The 16,454-nt window shown below is 71.4% G+C and carries 12 protein-coding genes and 1 pseudogene; 9 read left to right on the forward strand and 4 right to left on the reverse strand.

Features of this window, described 5'->3' with window-relative positions; translation table 11 throughout:
- Nucleotides 1-273 precede the first annotated feature (273 nt).
- Nucleotides 274-873 (forward strand): class I SAM-dependent methyltransferase, encoded by a 600-nt coding sequence (locus ACIHCL_RS13235; RefSeq protein ID WP_399860752.1) that lies wholly within the window; start codon nt 274-276, stop codon nt 871-873.
- 195 nt (nt 874-1,068) lie between these two features.
- On the opposite strand, the gene ACIHCL_RS13240 is transcribed toward ACIHCL_RS13235, so the two are convergent.
- Nucleotides 1,069-1,974: an oxygenase MpaB family protein gene (locus ACIHCL_RS13240; protein ID WP_399860755.1), complete on the reverse strand. Its 906-nt coding sequence runs from the start codon at nt 1,972-1,974 to the stop codon at nt 1,069-1,071.
- Nucleotides 1,975-2,194: 220 nt separating this feature from the next.
- Here ACIHCL_RS13240 and ACIHCL_RS13245 point away from each other — a divergent pair, with 220 nt between their 5' ends.
- Nucleotides 2,195-3,265 (forward strand): hypothetical protein, encoded by a 1,071-nt coding sequence (locus tag ACIHCL_RS13245; protein WP_399860758.1) that lies wholly within the window; start codon nt 2,195-2,197, stop codon nt 3,263-3,265.
- A gap of 241 nt (nt 3,266-3,506) precedes the next feature.
- Here the strand turns inward: ACIHCL_RS13245 and ACIHCL_RS13250 are convergent, their stop codons facing one another.
- The 3 genes from ACIHCL_RS13250 to ACIHCL_RS13260 all read right to left on the reverse strand — a co-directional run bounded on the left by ACIHCL_RS13250 (nt 3,507) and on the right by ACIHCL_RS13260 (nt 5,409).
- Nucleotides 3,507-4,061 (reverse strand): MOSC domain-containing protein, encoded by a 555-nt coding sequence (locus tag ACIHCL_RS13250; RefSeq protein WP_399860761.1) that lies wholly within the window; start codon nt 4,059-4,061, stop codon nt 3,507-3,509.
- A 5-nt stretch (nt 4,062-4,066) separates the two neighbouring features.
- Entirely contained in the window at nt 4,067-4,249 is a 183-nt protein-coding gene (locus ACIHCL_RS13255) for a hypothetical protein (RefSeq protein ID WP_399860763.1), read from the reverse strand.
- Nucleotides 4,250-4,353: 104 nt separating this feature from the next.
- Complete coding sequence (locus ACIHCL_RS13260; protein ID WP_399861220.1) at nt 4,354-5,409, reverse strand: acyl-CoA desaturase; 1,056 nt, start codon at nt 5,407-5,409, stop codon at nt 4,354-4,356.
- A 435-nt stretch (nt 5,410-5,844) separates the two neighbouring features.
- On the opposite strand from ACIHCL_RS13260, the gene ACIHCL_RS13265 reads away from it, so the two are divergent.
- From ACIHCL_RS13265 to ACIHCL_RS13295, 7 genes and pseudogenes are all read left to right on the forward strand, one after another.
- Entirely contained in the window at nt 5,845-8,787 is a 2,943-nt protein-coding gene (locus ACIHCL_RS13265) for a DEAD/DEAH box helicase (protein WP_399860765.1), read from the forward strand.
- Entirely contained in the window at nt 8,784-10,379 is a 1,596-nt protein-coding gene (locus ACIHCL_RS13270; protein WP_399860768.1) for an SWF or SNF family helicase, read from the forward strand. The genes ACIHCL_RS13265 and ACIHCL_RS13270 overlap by 4 nt, the downstream gene beginning before the upstream one ends.
- A 1,198-nt stretch (nt 10,380-11,577) precedes the next feature.
- Complete coding sequence (locus ACIHCL_RS13275; RefSeq protein WP_399860770.1) at nt 11,578-12,171, forward strand: N-acetylmuramoyl-L-alanine amidase; 594 nt, start codon at nt 11,578-11,580, stop codon at nt 12,169-12,171.
- 110 nt (nt 12,172-12,281) lie between these two features.
- Nucleotides 12,282-13,541, forward strand: a complete 1,260-nt coding sequence (locus tag ACIHCL_RS13280; protein WP_399861223.1) for a GAF domain-containing protein — start codon at nt 12,282-12,284, stop codon at nt 13,539-13,541.
- Between the two features lie 101 nt (nt 13,542-13,642).
- Nucleotides 13,643-15,166, forward strand: coding sequence for an aldehyde dehydrogenase family protein (locus tag ACIHCL_RS13285; protein ID WP_399860773.1), 1,524 nt, complete (start codon nt 13,643-13,645; stop codon nt 15,164-15,166).
- A gap of 210 nt (nt 15,167-15,376) precedes the next feature.
- The gene (locus ACIHCL_RS13290; RefSeq protein WP_399860777.1) at nt 15,377-15,898 is read left to right on the forward strand and encodes a hypothetical protein; all 522 of its coding nucleotides are present in this window, start codon (nt 15,377-15,379) and stop codon (nt 15,896-15,898) included.
- 144 nt (nt 15,899-16,042) lie between these two features.
- A pseudogene (locus ACIHCL_RS13295) lies at nt 16,043-16,284 on the forward strand (transposase); the annotation flags it as partial.
- Nucleotides 16,285-16,454 lie beyond the last annotated feature (170 nt).

The following is a 16,454-nucleotide window of genomic DNA, read 5'->3' on the forward strand; positions in this document are numbered from 1 at the left end:
GCGAGCGACGAGGGTTCCCCTTCCCGAGCGGAGCCGGGAGCTGGGGAAAGTACCAGACACCGCACAGCAGACGGACCGCCTGAACACACGGCCGAGCCGGCTCCTCTCCCCATGCCCGCCGACGGTTGGCGGAGAGGAGCCGTCCGAATCACGTATCCGCCCCACGGTGTCGCCGCATCGTCCGAGCGCAGCCGCGCGCCGTCGGCCCCATTGCGGAGCATGTCGGTGGGGTGCCGCGTTCCGTTCTCCAGACGATCGCGCGATCATGTCCGTATGCCCAAGAACCACGCACACGTCCAGGAGTTCTTCACGGCCCGCGCGGCGGACTGGGATACGCGGTTCCCGGACGATGGGCCCGCCCACGCCGCCGCGGTCGGGGCCCTCGGTCTGCGTGCCGGCGACGCGGTGCTCGACGCGGGCTGCGGCACGGGGCGGGCGCTGCCGGCTCTGCGTGCGGCCGTGGGACCGGGCGGCACGGTTCTGGGCGTGGATCTGACACCGGCCATGCTGGACGCAGCCGTACGGGCGGGCCGCGACACGAGTGGAGTGCTGCTCCTGGCCGATGTCGCCCGTCTGCCGTTGCGGTCGAGATCGCTGGACGCGGTGTTCGCCGCCGGGCTCGTCTCCCACCTGGCGCAGCCGGAACCGGACCTGGCCGCACTAGCACGAGTGGTGAGGCCCGGCGGGCGACTGGCGCTGTTCCACCCTCTCGGCCGTGCCGCGCTGGCAGCGCGCCATGGCCGAACGGTCACGGACGACGATGTGCGGGCCGAGGCCAACCTCCGCCCGCTGCTGGCACGTTCCGGATGGCGGCTCGACGCGTACACCGACGAGGACGACCGGTTCCTCGCGCTCGCCGCGCGTACGCGCTGACGCTCGTCATGCGAAGCACGGGTGTGTGCCGCATGAACGCTCCGCCGCTTGCCACGCAAGTACACACGTGATCGCTCCGGCACGCCCGCACCCTCCGCCATGCGCCGCATGAGCGGTCCGAAGCCCGGAGAGTGCGAGGCACAGGCCGGCAGAAGCGCGCACAACAACCGGCGGGCGTCCCTCACCCCGTCCGCTTCACCCCTGTCCCGCCACGTCGGCGCGCCGCCCGTGCGGAACCGGGCAGCCGCGGACGCCCGGAGCGGGGAACGTACCGAGCCGGGCGACTTCGTAGCCGTTCGGATAGCCCTTGACCTCGGGGTTCTGCCGTGAGTAGTGCGGGCTGGTGCGCGGCGGGAGCAGTCGCACGGCCCGCGCCCTCAGGCGCAGCGCGCCGCGGGTGAGGTTACGGGTCACCGGCCCCGGGCGCTCGTACCGGAACGCCCGGAGCAGCGAGTCGTCGAGGAGCGCGAGGGCCGCCTTCCGCACGAGGGGCGCGAGGGGTCCGGGGTACCACGACCCCATCAGGTCCAGCGTCGCGTCGGAGACGCGGCGTCCGCCCTCGTCCCAGCCGAAGTGCTCGGCCTCGTAGGCATCCAGGGTGCGCTCGAAGTCCTCGTACGTCTGCGGCAGGTCCTTGATGCCCATATGGGCGCCCAGCGTCCGGTAGTAGGCGGCGCAGGCCCGCAGTTCATGCGGGGAGAGCCGGCGCCAACCGTAGAGGTCCAGCCACCGCTTCGGCGTGACGACGAAGGTGCACAGCACATAGCGCATGTCGTCGTTGCTGATGTCGTAACTGCGGTGCATCTGGTTGATCCGGCGGATCGCCGTCCGCCCCGCCTCACTGGCGAAACCGTGCTCCACGACCGTGTCGAGGAGAAGTGCGGTGTCGTCGTAACGCTTCTGCGACCGGTCCGTCAGCTCGGCGGTCTCGGCGAGGAGGCGGCCGATGCTGGGTACGGCATAGGTGCGGTACAGGGCCAGTTCGAGTGCGCGGGTGATGTCCCAGGGAAACTCGTAGGTCGCCGTGATCCGATAGATCCGAAGGAAGTCTCTTTCAGGATCGAGACGTTGAATCTCCTTCAGATGGTCGTACCGTTTCACCGCAGTGCCCCCTTGCGCCGGTCGGATGCCCAACTCTACGTCGGCGAGGGGCTTCTACCGCAAACGCATGCACACCACGAGGCCGGATCCGGGCCTGCGCGGCGAGGAATCGAGAGGCGCGGTACACCGGCTCACGAACGGTTCGCCGGGGCCTCGACGAGTGGGTTACCGGCTGGTTAAGGTGCGCCGACGGACAACCGTGACGGACGAGGAGAGCGCTGTGGCAGGGACGGGTGATGCGGTCGCCGACGACGACTCGCTGTACGTGCTCACCGCGGCGCTGCTGACGCCCGCGCAGTTCCCGAGCGCGCTCGGTGACGACTACGCCGCAGCCTGTGCGGCGCTCGCTCTCGAACCGTGCGCCGAGGGATACGGGCTGGTCCTCGGCCAGGACGCCGGGGGCGCGCGCTGGACCGTGGTCGTGGACGACGTGTCGCTGGTCGCCGTCGCAATCGCCGCCTGGGACTGCGGAATGGAGTACGACCTCTCGCCCGACGACCGCTCGGTGGTCAGCGCGCTGCCGGGTTGGCCGCTCGCGGTCGGGGTCGCCGCTCCGGGGCTCGCCAGGCCGCATGATCCGCCGCCGGATCCGGAGGCGGGCGGCCCCGGCCCCGTTCCCCTCACGCCGCCCGACCCGGAGACGTGGGGGCCGGCCCAGCGGCGTATGGGGGCGGACGAGATCGCGCACCGATGGACGTCCTGGCGGGACCGATTGGACGACGGAACAGCCTTCGTCGGCCCGGACGCCGCGAACGGCACGCAGACCGGGACGGGCCACGGGGCGGGCACCGGATCCGACGACGGCGCGGAGGACGGGCCAGGAATCGGGGCAGGCGCCGAGGACGGTGCGAGGACCGGGAACGGTACGGGCGCCGGGAACGGCGTGAGGGCCGGTGACGGCGCAGGGCCGGGGAGCGAGAACCACGTCCGGGACGGGACCGTGGCCGTGGCCGGGAAGTGGCCCGCCGCCGGCGGCGGCGGGCCCGGCACCATCACCCCCACGGCTCCCTCCCCCGTCGTGGCCCACTCCGGCCTGCGGCGGGCGCTGGCAGAGGCACACGCCTATCTGGACGCACCTCCGCCACCGGGCCGCATCCGATCCTCCTTCGCCGCGGAGGACGCCCGGATGCTGCGCGTCGACGGTCCCGGCTGGTCCATGGTCGCCAGGACGGACGACGTCGCGTTCGTGCTGCTGGACGACGAACCGGGAGAGGTGTTCCCGGTCGGGCGTGGCGCACGACTCCCCGGTCTGCTGGAGGCCCTGGAAGCGATCGCGGTGCGGCCGGTCTGAGCCTCGTTCCGCCGACCGACGTCACGGAACCGGGGCCTCCGGCATCCGGGGCACGGGTGTCTCCGCGGTTCCGATGCCCACGGTGTTGCGAACTCCGCCCCGAACACCGCGACCTGCCTCCGGCAGCCCGGATACGGCGCCGATGGACGCCGACCGCCGATCCGCGGCGCGGCGACCCGAACGCGCCGTGACAGAAAGGCCCCGCTGAGCTTTCACGACACGCTACGGAGCGCGCCCCGCCTCACACTCGTTCCAGCGGCCTGCGCGGTTCCGGAGGAAGCTCGATCCCGATGGAGTCGCCCGGCCTGACCACTCCGCCGGCCGTGACGATGCCCATGATCCCCGCCTTGCGGACGACATGTCCCTCCGCGTCGCGCCCCACGACCTGTCTCAGGAGCCCGGACTGGAACGTGTCGATCTGGAGGCAGGGGTTGCGCAGTCCGGTGACCTCGACGACCGCCTCGTCGCCCAGGTGCAGCAGGGTCCCGACGGGCAGGCCGAGCAGGTCGACGCCCCTGGTGGTGACGTTCTCCCCCAGGTCGCCCGGGGCGACCTCGAATCCGGCGGCTCGTAGTTCGCCGAACAGTTCCTCGTGGATGAGGTGGACCTGGCGCAGATTCGGCCGGGTGGGATCCTGCGCCATGCGGGACCGGTGTCTGACCGTGGCCCCCGCGTGCGCATCCCCCTCGACACCGAGTCCCGCCACCAGGGTGACGCTCTCCCGGTTCGGCTTGCTGAACGCGTACGTCTCATTCCGGCTCACGGCCGTGACCGTCCCGCTCAACGCGCCCCCCATGCGTGTCAGCGCCCTATTTCCCTGCGGGTGATCCTGCGGAGCCTGCGCCGCTGGCCGGGATCCAGCATCAGGTACGCGACCGTCGGCACCCCGATCAGGACGATCAACGACAGCCAGAACCCGATGAACGGCATCAGGACGACCGCCGCGACGACTCCCCCGATCGCGATCTTCGCACTGTTCGACATCGTCCACGCCTCCTTTGCGGCCGTAGCCGCTCCTGCCTTGAGAACGCCTGTGCGGCCTCATCGGTTCCAGCCTGCCCCACCGTCACCCCCGGGGCTCGCCGAAGTCACCTCAGCGGCTCGCCCACCTCGTGCATGTGCCGCAGCGCCTGCCGGTACGACTCGACGAGCCCGGTCTCCGTATAGGGCATGCCGAGCGCCGCGCAGTGGGCGCGCACCATGGGCTGCGCCAGGCGCAGATGAGGACGCGGCATGCTCGGGAAGAGGTGGTGCTCGATCTGGTAGTTGAGCCCACCGAGCAGCCAGTCGGTGAGGGCGCCGCCGCGTACGTTGCGCGAGGTGAGGACCTGGCGCTGGAGGTGTCCCCAGCGCTCGCCGTCAGGGTTGGGCATCTGCATGCCCTTGTGGTTGGGCGCGAAGGCCATGCCCAGGTGGAGCCCGAAGAGGGCGTGGTGCAGGAGCGCGAAGGCGGCGGCCTTTCCCGGGGACATGACCGTGAGCAGCAGCGCCGTGTAGAGGCCCAGATGGGCGACCAGGAGCAGCGCCGAAAGGGCCCGCTCCCGGGCGGGCTGACGGCTCAGGTACTGGAAACCGGTGATCTTGAGGGCGATGCCCTCAAGGAGCAGCATGGGGAAGAACAGCCGGGCCTGATGGCGGGTGACCCAGCGGGCGAAGCCCGCGCGCAGGGCGGCCTGTTTCCGGGTCCAGACCAGGGCGCCGACCGCGACGTCGGGGTCTTTGTCGATGTGATTGGGGTGGGCGTGGTGGCGCACGTGCTTGTCGTTCCACCACGCCTCATTCATGCCCAGCAGCAGGTTGCCGTGGACCAGGCCGATGGCCCGGCTCGTCCCGCGGCGGGCTGATATCTGGGCGTGTCCGGCGTCGTGCCCGATGAACGCGGTGCGGGACCAGAAGAGCGCCAGCGGCAGCGCGAGCAGCAGGTTCCACCAGTGGTCGCCGATGAGGAACATGCCGGTGACCACGGCGCCCAGAGCGAGCAGGTTGGTGGCGATGCCGGCCGCATACCAGCCGGCGCGGTGTTCCAGGAGTCCTTGTCCCCTCACCGCTTGCAGCAGGGGCGCGAAGTCGCTCCCTCTGGCCGGGCCGGATCCGCGACTCGGTGCGACGGCCGGACTCGTCGCGGCATCCGGGCCGGGTGCGATCCCCCGGTTCGGCCCGGTCCGCCGGACCACGCCGGTCACCTGTCTCGGGGTGGGTCCGTGGCCTTTTGGGGGTGTGGCACCTCCCGTACCGCCTGGGCCCGCGACGGTGGACATGGCCTGGGACATGGGGTCTCCGGTCTCTGGAAAGCAGCGTGGACCTGTTGAAACGTACGGTCGTCGGAGTCGGGGCGACCATGGCGCCACCACCCAGGAAGCGGGTGGGGCCAGCCCCCTTCCGCCGACGGGGGCTGACCGCACCCGTGAGGTGGTGTGGCCGTCCGGCGGGCGTCACGATCGAGGCACACCACTCACACGACCGAGACACACCACGAAATAGTGAGGCAGATCACAGCCCTGCTGCGCATGGGGTAGGGGCGGACGGAGTACCCTCAGCCCCTAGCTCGCTAGTCAAATTTGAGGAATACCGACATCGCTGTGCACAGGTTCCCTGCCGCAACACTCTCCGAGGTGTCCGCACTCTCCGGCTGCGCCGTGGTCTTCCTGCCCGAAGACCCCTTCCGTGCCGGCCGTATCGCCTTCTGGCATCCGGAAGGCAGCCGCCCGCCCGAAGGCCCCGGTTCCGTCGCGGAGCTCAGCGTGGTCGGGGCCGACGCACAGGTGTACGCCGTACCCGCGCTGATGCTCCCGGTCGCAGACGCGCTGCCCGTGCTGACGCGCGCGCGGCTCTCGGCGCACGCCTCCGGCGCCGCCGCGTTCTGGGGCGCCGCCGCTCTTCTCGCCCTGCAACTCGCCGCCCGTGGCCTGCTGCTGCCCGGACTGACGGCCATCGATCACGATGCCTGGCGGATGGGCCCTCTGACCGCGGACGACCAGGCGCGCATCCGCACGCTCGCCGCCTCGATGCCACCCCTCGCCCATGCCGTTCCCCTCGACGCCTCCGCGCGCCCGGTGCTGCTCCCCGAACCGGAGCGGCTGCTGCGCGCGTTCCTCGACGCGGTGGCGGACGGCCTGCCCCGTACACCGGCCGCGGCCCTCGCCACGGCGGGCCCCGCGTATGCCGTGGACGAGGCGCAGCGGCTGCCCGGTGCGCGCGGCTGGGCCGCCGATGTCGCGGCCGGGCACGACGCGGGTGTCCGGCTCTCGCTGCGGGTGGAGGTCTCGGGGCTGACGGACCCGGCGGCGGGCGGCGCATCACACCCCGGGGCGGCGGGCGGCCCGTCCTTCCGGGCCGTGCTGCAGGTACACGGTGTCGCCGATCCGGCACTGGTCGCCGATGCCGCCGATGTCTGGGCGGGGACGGGGGCAGCAGCCGCGTTCGGACCACGCGCCCGGATGGACGCGCTGCTCGCGCTGCGACGGGCCGCTCGGGCGTGGCCCGCGCTGACCCCTCTGCTGTCGGCCGCCGTGCCCGACTTCATCGAACCGGCCGACGAGGAGGTCGCGGAGCTCCTCGGTGCGGCCGGGCGGGCTCTCGCCGCGACCGGGATACAGGTGCACTGGCCGCGTGACCTGGCCCGCACCCTCACCACACGGGCGGTGATCGGCCCGCCCGAGGACGGTACGGACCAGGAACGCGAAGGGTCGGCCCGTGCCGGGGCCACAGCGCCGTCGTTCCTGTCGACGGACGGTGCCGGGGCCACAGCGCCGTCCTTCCTGTCGACGGACGCCCTGCTGTCCTTCGACTGGTGGTTCGCGCTGGGCGACCAGCAGCTCAGCCGCGCCGAGCTGGACCGGCTCGCGGAAGCCAACAGGCCGCTGGTGCGGCTGCGCGACCAGTGGGTGCTCATCGACCCCGAGGAGGTGCGGCGCGCCCGGGAGACCCGGGACCGCGAGGTCACGGCGATCGACGCGCTGGGCACGGTACTGACCGGTTCCACCGAGGTCGGCGGCCGTCGGGTCGCCGTGCGTGCCACCGGCCGGCTGGAGCGGTTGCGCCAGAGGCTGGCCGACCCGGAGTCGGGGGCGTCAGGGGACGAGCGGCGGACGATCGGTCAGCCCGCGGCGCTCGACGCCGTACTGCGCGACTACCAGCTGCGCGGTCTGAACTGGCTGCACACCATGACCTCGCTCGGCCTCGGCGGCTGCCTGGCCGACGACATGGGCCTCGGCAAGACCATCACCCTGATCGCTCTGCACCTTCATCGGCTCGCTGTCGATCCGGCCAACGGACCGACTCTGGTGGTGTGCCCGACCTCGCTCATGGGCAACTGGCAGCGGGAGATCGAGAAGTTCGCCCCGGGGACCCCGGTCCGCCGCTTCCACGGCGGGTCACGCAACCTCGCCGACCTGGCGGCCGGTGAGTTCGTCCTCACCACCTACGGCACGATGCGGCTCGACTCGGCAAGGCTCGCCGAGGTCGAGTGGGGCCTGGTGGTCGCCGACGAGGCGCAGCACGTCAAGAACCCGTACTCGGCGACCGCCGGGCAGCTGCGGACGATCGGCGCGCGGGCGCGGGTCGCGCTGACTGGTACCCCGGTGGAGAACAACCTGTCGGAGCTGTGGGCGATCCTCGACTGGACCACGCCCGGTCTGCTGGGTCGCCTCGGCACGTTCCGCACCCGCTACGCGCGGGCTGTCGAGGGTGGTGATCCGGCGGCGGCCGAACGGCTCGCCGCGCTGGTGCGGCCGTTCCTGCTGCGGCGGCGCAAATCCGATCCCGGCATCGCCCCGGAACTGCCGCGGAAGACCGAGACGGACCGGGCGGTGTCGCTGACGGCCGAACAGGCCGGCCTCTACGAAGCGGTGGTGCGGGAGACGCTGGCCGCGATCTCGGGCGCCGACGGGCTCGAACGGCGGGGGCTGATCATGAAGCTGTTGACCGCGCTGAAGCAGATCTGCAACCACCCTGCGCAGTACCTCAAGGAGAACGCGCCCCGGATCGGGGGGCGTTCGGGGAAGGTGGAGCTGCTGGACGAACTGCTCGACACGATCCTGGCGGAGGGCGCGAGCGTGCTCGTGTTCACGCAGTACGTGGGGATGGCCCGGCTGCTCGAACGGCACCTGGGAGCACGGGGCGTGCGTACGCAGTTCCTGCACGGCGGCACGCCGGTCGCGGAACGGGAGGCAATGGTGAAGCGGTTCCAGGCGGGCGATTCCCCGGTGTTCCTGCTGTCGCTGAAGGCGGCGGGCACCGGGCTCAACCTCACCCGCGCCGGGCATGTCGTGCACTTCGACCGGTGGTGGAACCCGGCGGTGGAGGCACAGGCGACCGACCGCGCCTACCGGATCGGCCAGACCCAGCCGGTCCAGGTGCACCGACTGATCGCCGAAGGCACCATCGAGGACCGGATCGCCGACATGCTGGCCAGGAAGCAGGGGCTGGCGGACGCGGTGCTCGGCTCCGGCGGGGCGGCGCTGACCGAGCTGACGAACGCGGAACTGGCCGAGCTGGTGCAGCTGCGAGGGGGCACCCGATGAACCGCGAGTACGGCGGATACGGATACGCATACGGCGCGTACGAAGGGCACGACGGACACCACGGATACGACGCCGCGGAGGACGAACATGACGGGTACGGCGGTGCCGGTTACGGCCAGGACCGCGACGACGACGCGGACCGCGACCGGGGCAGGGGGGACGGCGGACGCGGGTTCGGCGCCGGCACCCGGGGGGCCGTCGACGGCGGCCGGGACGATGGCCCGGAGCCCGCGCGGGAGCGTACCTTCGCCGCGCTGCCGCCCGCACGCGGTCGCGGCTTCGCCTCGTCCTGGATGGGACGGGCATGGCTGAAGGCCCTGGAGGAGACCGCGCTGGACGGCGCCCAGCTCAAGAAGGGACGCGGGTTCGCGCGAGAGGGCAGGGTCGGCGCGGTCTCGGTACGTCCCGGCAGGATCACCGCGGTCGTCCGCGACCGGGACGCGTCGGCATACCGCAGTGATGTGCTGCTCCAGGAGCTGCGCGAGGCGGACTGGGAGCGCTTCCTGGATGTGGCGGCCGCCCGCTCCGGGCACGTCGCAGCGCTCCTCGACCGCGAGATGCCACCACACCTGGTCGAGGACGCGGCGGCGGCCGGGGTGGAACTGCTCCCGGGAATCGGCGACCTGGACCCGGAGTGCACCTGTGAGGCCTGGGACCACTGCCCGCACACCGCGGCGTTGTGCTACCAGGTGGCCCGGCTCCTCGACCAGGACCCCTTTGTGCTGCTGCTCGTACGGGGGCGGGGCGAGCGCCGGCTCCTGGACGAACTCCAGACGCGCATCGCGGCCCGTGCCTCGGAACGGGCACCGTCCGGCCGGGGCCCCGCGATCGACGGGGCCGGCGCCGCGGACGCGGCGCCGGCGGAGCACCGGGGCGTGCGGGCGGACGAGGCGTTCGCCGCACGGGACATCCTGCCCCCGCTGCCCGCTCCCCCGCCGCTGCCGGAGGAGCCGGGCGCGGTGCCGTCGCTGGATGCGGAGACCGAACCGGAACCCGGCATCGACACGGCGGCCCTGGAACTACTGGCGGCCGACGGCGCGGCACGTGCCCACCGGATGCTGGCGGAGGCCCTCTCCCCCGACCACGCTCGACAGCCGCCGCCCAGTGAGCTGACACCGTGGCAGGACGCCGTACGACTGATCGCGGACGCCCGGCCCACGCCCTGGATCGCCAAGCGGCTCGCCGCCGGATCAGGGCGCGGCCCGGCCGCCCTCGACGCGGCGGTGCACGCCTGGCGGTACGGCGGGGCCGCGGGGATCGCCGTGCTCGAAGAGGAGTGGACCCCGGACCCGGAAACGCTGGCCGAAGCCCGTGCCCGACTCGCCGACGCGTGGGAGGAGGACGAACGGCCCCGGCTACGGGCGACGGGCAACCGCTGGACGGCGGCGGAACTCGGCGTTCAGCTCCGGTACGGGCGGGACGGCCGCTGGTGGCCGTATCGCGAGGAGGGCGGGCACTGGGTGCCGGCCGGACCGGCGGATGAGGATCCGGCGGCGGCACTGGGCGGTTCGAGCGGGGCGGACGGGGCCGAAGGACCGGACAGGCCGGGCAGGCGGCATGGAGCGGACGGGCCGAACGGTTCGAACGGCTGAACACACCACCGGACGCCCGCCGCTCACCGCCAGTCGTCCGCCGTCCACCGTTCACTGCCCGTCGTCCGTCGTCCGCCGTCCGGGAGGCTCGGACACACCTGCGCGACGGGATGCGCCCCGGCGGCGGGCTCGGCCGAGTGAAGCGGCCCGCACCTACCGGAATTGAGTCCCCGGTGTCTTCCACAGCCCGCACGACGCCCGTACGGTAGGGCGCGCCAGTGCCGCGGCAGGCAACGTTTGCCCGTCAAGGAGCGCGTCCGGTGCGTGCTCTCGGTGTGCCGGCCGGAAACCCTCGTACTGGACGTACTCGGGTTTTCGGCCGGTGCAGCGAGAGGGCGTGCCGGACGTCGCGACGGGGCGAACGTTGCCTGATGCGGCACTAGACGCTGCGCCACACATCGGACAACGCCTTCCGGACATCGGACAAAGGGGGTCGCGGGGTGTCGGGGGATTCGGGGAGCGGGCTGTTACGTGACGCCATCGGGCTGCGCGTGATGCTCTTCCAGAGCATCACGGCGACGGCCCGCGGACCTGTGGTGACCGTGGTCCCTGCTCGGCGCGGCGCTCACCATCGGCCTGGTCCACGTCCTCACCACGTACGCGATGTCCGTGTGCTTCGGGCCCGACCGGTTCGCCGGCTTCGGCGACTTCGGCGCCGAGGGCGGGGCCTCGTGACAGGACGTGGCACCTGCCTCGTTCGGGCTGTTCCGGGTGCTGCTGTTCCTCGCCGCAGTCAACTCGACGGTGGCCAACGCCCACGCATGCGCCGACGTGTCGCCCCGGACGGCCTTCGACCTCGGCCGGATCGGGGCGTATCCGAAGGCGTTCGCGCGACTCCACCCGCGCCGCCGCGCCCCCGTCAGCGGCGTGGCCGTGCAGTTCGTGATCGCGGTCGGCGCGGGTGGAGTCAGGCCGACCGCCCGTATCGAGCCCGGGACATTCCTCGACGTATGCACGGAGGACTGTTCCGCCGGGCGGGTGCGCTCCCAGCAGGATCTGGTACCCGGTCTGCGTGTTCCCCTTCCTCCACGCGCAGACCGGCCCATTCCATGGGATGGACGCGGAGCCGGGCGACACCATCACGCTGCACTTCGTCCCCATCGAACCGGCCAGGGACCGGACCGCGTCGACGAACCTCTTCCCTCTTGCCCCCCCTTCTCCACTGTCCCGTCTTTTCCCCCCACGCACAGGAGTTCTCATGCACCGCAGAAGGATCCTTCAGGGTGCCGCGGCGACCACGGCCGCGGCACTGCTGCCGGCCTCTGCCCGCGCCGCGGCCGCCACGGCGGCGAGCGACACGGACTACCCGCTCGCCCACTGGGCACCCGCCTCCACGTCCAACTACACGACCTCGACACGTCCTTCGAGCTATCCAGTCCAGCACGTGATCATCCACGTCGCACAGGAGACATTCTCGGACACGGTCCGGATCTTCCAGAACCCGGCCAAGCAGGTCTCCGCCCACTACGTGGTGCGTTCAGGGGACGGCTACGTCGCCCAGTGCGTCCGGGAGCGGGACGTCGCCTGGCACGCGGGCAACTGGGACTACAACACGCGCAGTATCGGCATCGAGCACGAGGGCTGGGTGGATCAGCCTTCGTACTTCACCAATGCCATGTACGAGAAGTCGGCGCTGCTGACCGCCTCGATCTGCGACCGCCACGACATCCCCAAGGACCGGGCGCACATCCTCGGCCATATCCAGGTCCCGGGCTCCGACCACACCGATCCCGGTCCGCACTGGGACTGGGTGCGCTACATCCGGCTCGTCAACCTGTACTCGGCCGGCTGACGCGCCCCACCCGCGCGAGGCCGCTCCGGCGTCCGCGCACACAGCGGTTGCCCCGCCGCCGGGCGGCGGTCACGATGGGTGTGCACGACGTGCTTGGACGGGAGGGCGAGTTGACGGACCCCTGGGTGGCCCTGGCAGCCGGTACGGAACGGGGGCGGTGGCTCAGCCAACTGCGGCGGGCGCACGAGGCGTTCGCCACGGACGGGCGGGTGGATCGACCGGTACGGCCGGTCGTCGGCGAGTCGTGGCGCCGTTCGGCCCGGGCCCGGGTCAGCCCCGACGGCACGGCCCCGGTCGAACTGGGCGCGGAGGACCTGGGGCCCTACCGGGACGAGCACGCCCTGGCTCCGGTCATGCCGCTGATCCGCGAGCTGGTGGGCGCGTACGCGACGGACGGGGAGCATCTGCTCGCGGTGTGCGACGCACACGGCAGACTGCTGTGGGTCGAGGGCCACCCGGAGGCCCGGCGGGCCGCCAGCCGGATGAACTTCGTGGAGGGGGCCCGCTGGGCGGAGTCCGTGGCCGGGACGAACGCCCCGGGCACGGCCCTGGCCGTCGACCGACCGGTGCAGGTCGTGGCCGCCGAGCACTACCGGAGGCCGGTCCAGCGGTGGACGTGCGCGGCGGCGCCGCTCCACGATCCGCGCTCGGGGCGGGTGCTGGGCGCGGTGGACATCACCGGAGGGGACCGGCTGGCGCATCCGCACAGTCTGGCCTTCGTCCAAGCGGTGGCGCGTGCCGCCGAGGCGCAGCTGGCCCTGCTGACGCCCGCGCCCGCCAGGCAGACCGTGCAGCTCACCGCACTCGGTCGGGACGAGGCGCTGCTCGTCACGGACGGCCGCAGGATCCGGCTCAGCAGACGACACAGCGAGATCCTGGTGACGCTGGCCCGGCATCCCGACGGTCTCGGCGGCGACGAACTCCTCGTCGAACTGTACGAGGACGAGTCGGTGACCCCCGTGACGTTGCGGGCCGAACTCTCACGGCTCCGCCGGCTCCTGGGACCCGAGCTGCTGCTGTCGCGTCCCTACCGGCTCTCGGCCCGCGTCGACGCCGACTTCGACACGGTGGCGCGCAGGCTCGGGTCGGGGGCTGTGGCGTCGGCGCTCGGCGTCTATGCGGGTCCGCTGCTGCCGGGTTCGCAGTCGCCGTCCGTCGTGCGGTTGCGACGCAGGATCGACGAGCAGATGCGGGCGGCACTGATCGCACGCGGTGACGCGGGGCTGCTGGCCGACTGGGTGCAGAGCCGTTGGGGCGAGGACGATCTGCCGGTCTGGCGTGCGCTCGCGGCGGCGACGCCTGTGGACAGACGCCCGGCGCTGCTCGCGAGGGTTCGGGGGTTGGAAACGGAACAGGGGCGGCAGAGGTAGCGCCGTCCCGCGTGTGCAACGGAGTCGCAACGTGCCGCCGTCTACCCTCGCGGCCAGAGCCGTCCAACGACGGGCGGCTCCGGATCCGGGAGGCCACAGAGATGACCCGTTACGCCGCGCCGGGCAGCGAGGGCGCCATCGTCTCGTTCGAGTCCCGCTACGACCACTGGATCGGCGGCGCGTACGTCCCGCCCGCCCGTGGCCAGTACTTCGAGAATCCCAGTCCGGTGAACGGTCGGCCGTTCACCGAGGTCGCCCGCGGCACCGCCGAGGACGTCGAGCGGGCCCTCGACGCGGCACATGCCGCGGCCCCCGCCTGGGGCGCCACCCCCGCGGCCGAACGGGCAGCGGTCCTCAACCGGATCGCCGACCGGATGGAGGCGCATCTGGAGGAACTGGCGGTTGCCGAGAGCTGGGAGAACGGCAAGCCGGTGCGGGAGACCCTGGCCGCCGACATCCCGCTGGCGATCGATCACTTCCGCTACTTCGCCGGTGTGCTGCGGGCGCAGGAGGGCACGCTCAGCGAGATCGACGACGACACCGTCGCGTACCACTTCCACGAGCCGCTGGGGGTCGTGGCGCAGATCATTCCGTGGAACTTCCCTATTCTGATGGCGACCTGGAAGCTCGCCCCCGCTCTGGCGGCGGGCAACACGGTGGTCCTGAAGCCGGCCGAACAGACCCCGGCCTCCATCCACGTGTGGCTGAAGCTGGTCGCCGACCTTCTGCCACCCGGCGTCGTCAACATCGTCAACGGCTTCGGCGCGGAGGCCGGCAAGCCCCTCGCGTCCAGCCCGCGCGTGGCGAAGATCGCCTTCACCGGTGAGACGACGACGGGGCGGCTGATCATGCAGTACGCCTCCGAGAACATCAAGCCGGTGACACTGGAGCTGGGCGGCAAGTCCCCGAACATCTTCTTCGACGACGTGTGGAACGAGGACGACGACTTCCGCGACAAGGCTCTCGAAGGCTTCACCATGTTCGCCCTCAACCAGGGCGAGGTGTGCACCTGCCCGTCGCGCGCGCTGATCCAGCGCGGCCTCTACGGCGAGTTCCTCCAGGCGGGCGTCGCCCGTACCGAGAAGATCGTGCCGGGGAACCCGCTGGACACGGACACCATGATCGGTGCCCAGGCGTCCAACGACCAGCTGCAGAAGATCCTCTCGTACCTGGACATCGGCCGCCAGGAGGGTGCGAAGGTCCTCACGGGTGGTCAGCGGATCGAGTACGACGGCGAGTTGGCGGGCGGATACTATGTCCAGCCGACGGTCCTCGAGGGCGACAACCGCATGCGGGTCTTCCAGGAGGAGATCTTCGGTCCGGTCGTGGCGGTGACGTCCTTCACCGACTTCGACGACGCGATCAGGACCGCCAACGACACCCTGTACGGCCTCGGCGCGGGGGTATGGACCCGGGATGTCAACACCGCTTACCGCGCGGGCCGCGCCATCCAGGCGGGCAGGGTCTGGACGAACTGCTACCACGCGTACCCGGCCCACGCTGCATTTGGCGGGTATAAGCAATCGGGGATCGGCCGGGAAAACCACAGGATGATGCTGGAGCACTACCAGCAGACGAAGAACCTTCTCGTGTCGTACTCGCCGAAGAAGCTGGGCTTCTTCTAGGCGCAGGAAATGGGCGCCTGACCAGGGCAGATGCCCGGCAGGCGCCCTTGGCGGCGCACATCTGAGCAGCGAGTCGAAACACGCCCTCACTCCCGTTGTCTCCTACCAGGATCTCAGCTCTGACCAGCAGTTCCGGGGCATTTCCGGGCCACGGTCTCTCCAACTGATCGTTTCGGAATGACGCGCTTGGTCGGATGGATATGCGCGGCGATGATGCGATCTCGACCGGATGGCGGTGGACGCGACTTGTTCTTCTACGGCATGCAGATCGCGACCCCCGGCCTGCCGGCCGGCACCTATGTCCCGCTCGAGATGCACCGCCAACGGCCCGAAGGGCCGGTCAACATACTCCAGGCCGCGCGGGAGCCGGGCCCGCCAGGGCTGCTGACAGTTCTGGAGGCGTGCGGTGCGATGCAGGTCTCCCTGACTCGCACAACTCCCCCGTCGACCCGTGCCCACCACGCCATGGGTGCCTCGGACCCGGCCGGTTTCGCGGCGATGGGCATCGTCGAGACCCTTCTCCACACGTACGACATCGCAGCCGGTCTTGGCATGGAATTCAACGCCCCCGACGACCTCTGTGCGCTGGTCCTCGGACGGCTCTTCCCGCATGTGGAGCACGGCGAGGAGCCGTGGCAGACGCTGCTGTGGGCGACCGGGCGAGGTGAGCTCGCGGGGCGGGAGAGGCTGCAGAAGTGGCGCTGGTACGGGGAGGTGCGTGAGGCGGAGTGAGGCTCGCTCCCGCTCAGCGCCCCGCCTGGCCGGGCCCTCCTCAGCGGACGCCAAGTCCGATCTTCCTCGGTTCGTGATCGCTCGATCGTGGCACTGATCGTCACGTCGGCCACCGTTGGGCATGTTCATGCCGAGATGTGAGGCATGGAGCGACAGCCGTACCCCAGCGACATGTCGGACGAGCAATAGGTGTGGTCGAGCCGATGATCACAGCCTGGAAGCAGGACCGGGTGAAGCGGTCGGCGACCGGCGACCCCGGGGCCTGCGATCCGAGGGAAGTCGTGAACGCGACCTTCTACCAGAACCGGACGGGCTGCCAGTGGCGCTATCTGCCAGATGACCTGCCGGCCTGGTCGGCGGTCTGCTACTACTTCGGCCTGTGGCGCGACCCCGCCGGCTGGCCACACCCGCCCCGGCCTGACGCGACACCTTCGGGCTGGCCGCCTCGGACGCCTCCTTCGCCAGGGCTTCCTCACCCAGCCCGGACGTGGCCGCTACCAGAAACGGACTTAACGCCCACTGAGGCCCTCGATCTGCGTCCACAGCGGGATCAGAT

It is taken from the genome of Streptomyces sp. NPDC052042, assembly GCF_044548345.1.
Lineage (GTDB): Bacteria > Actinomycetota > Actinomycetes > Streptomycetales > Streptomycetaceae > Streptomyces.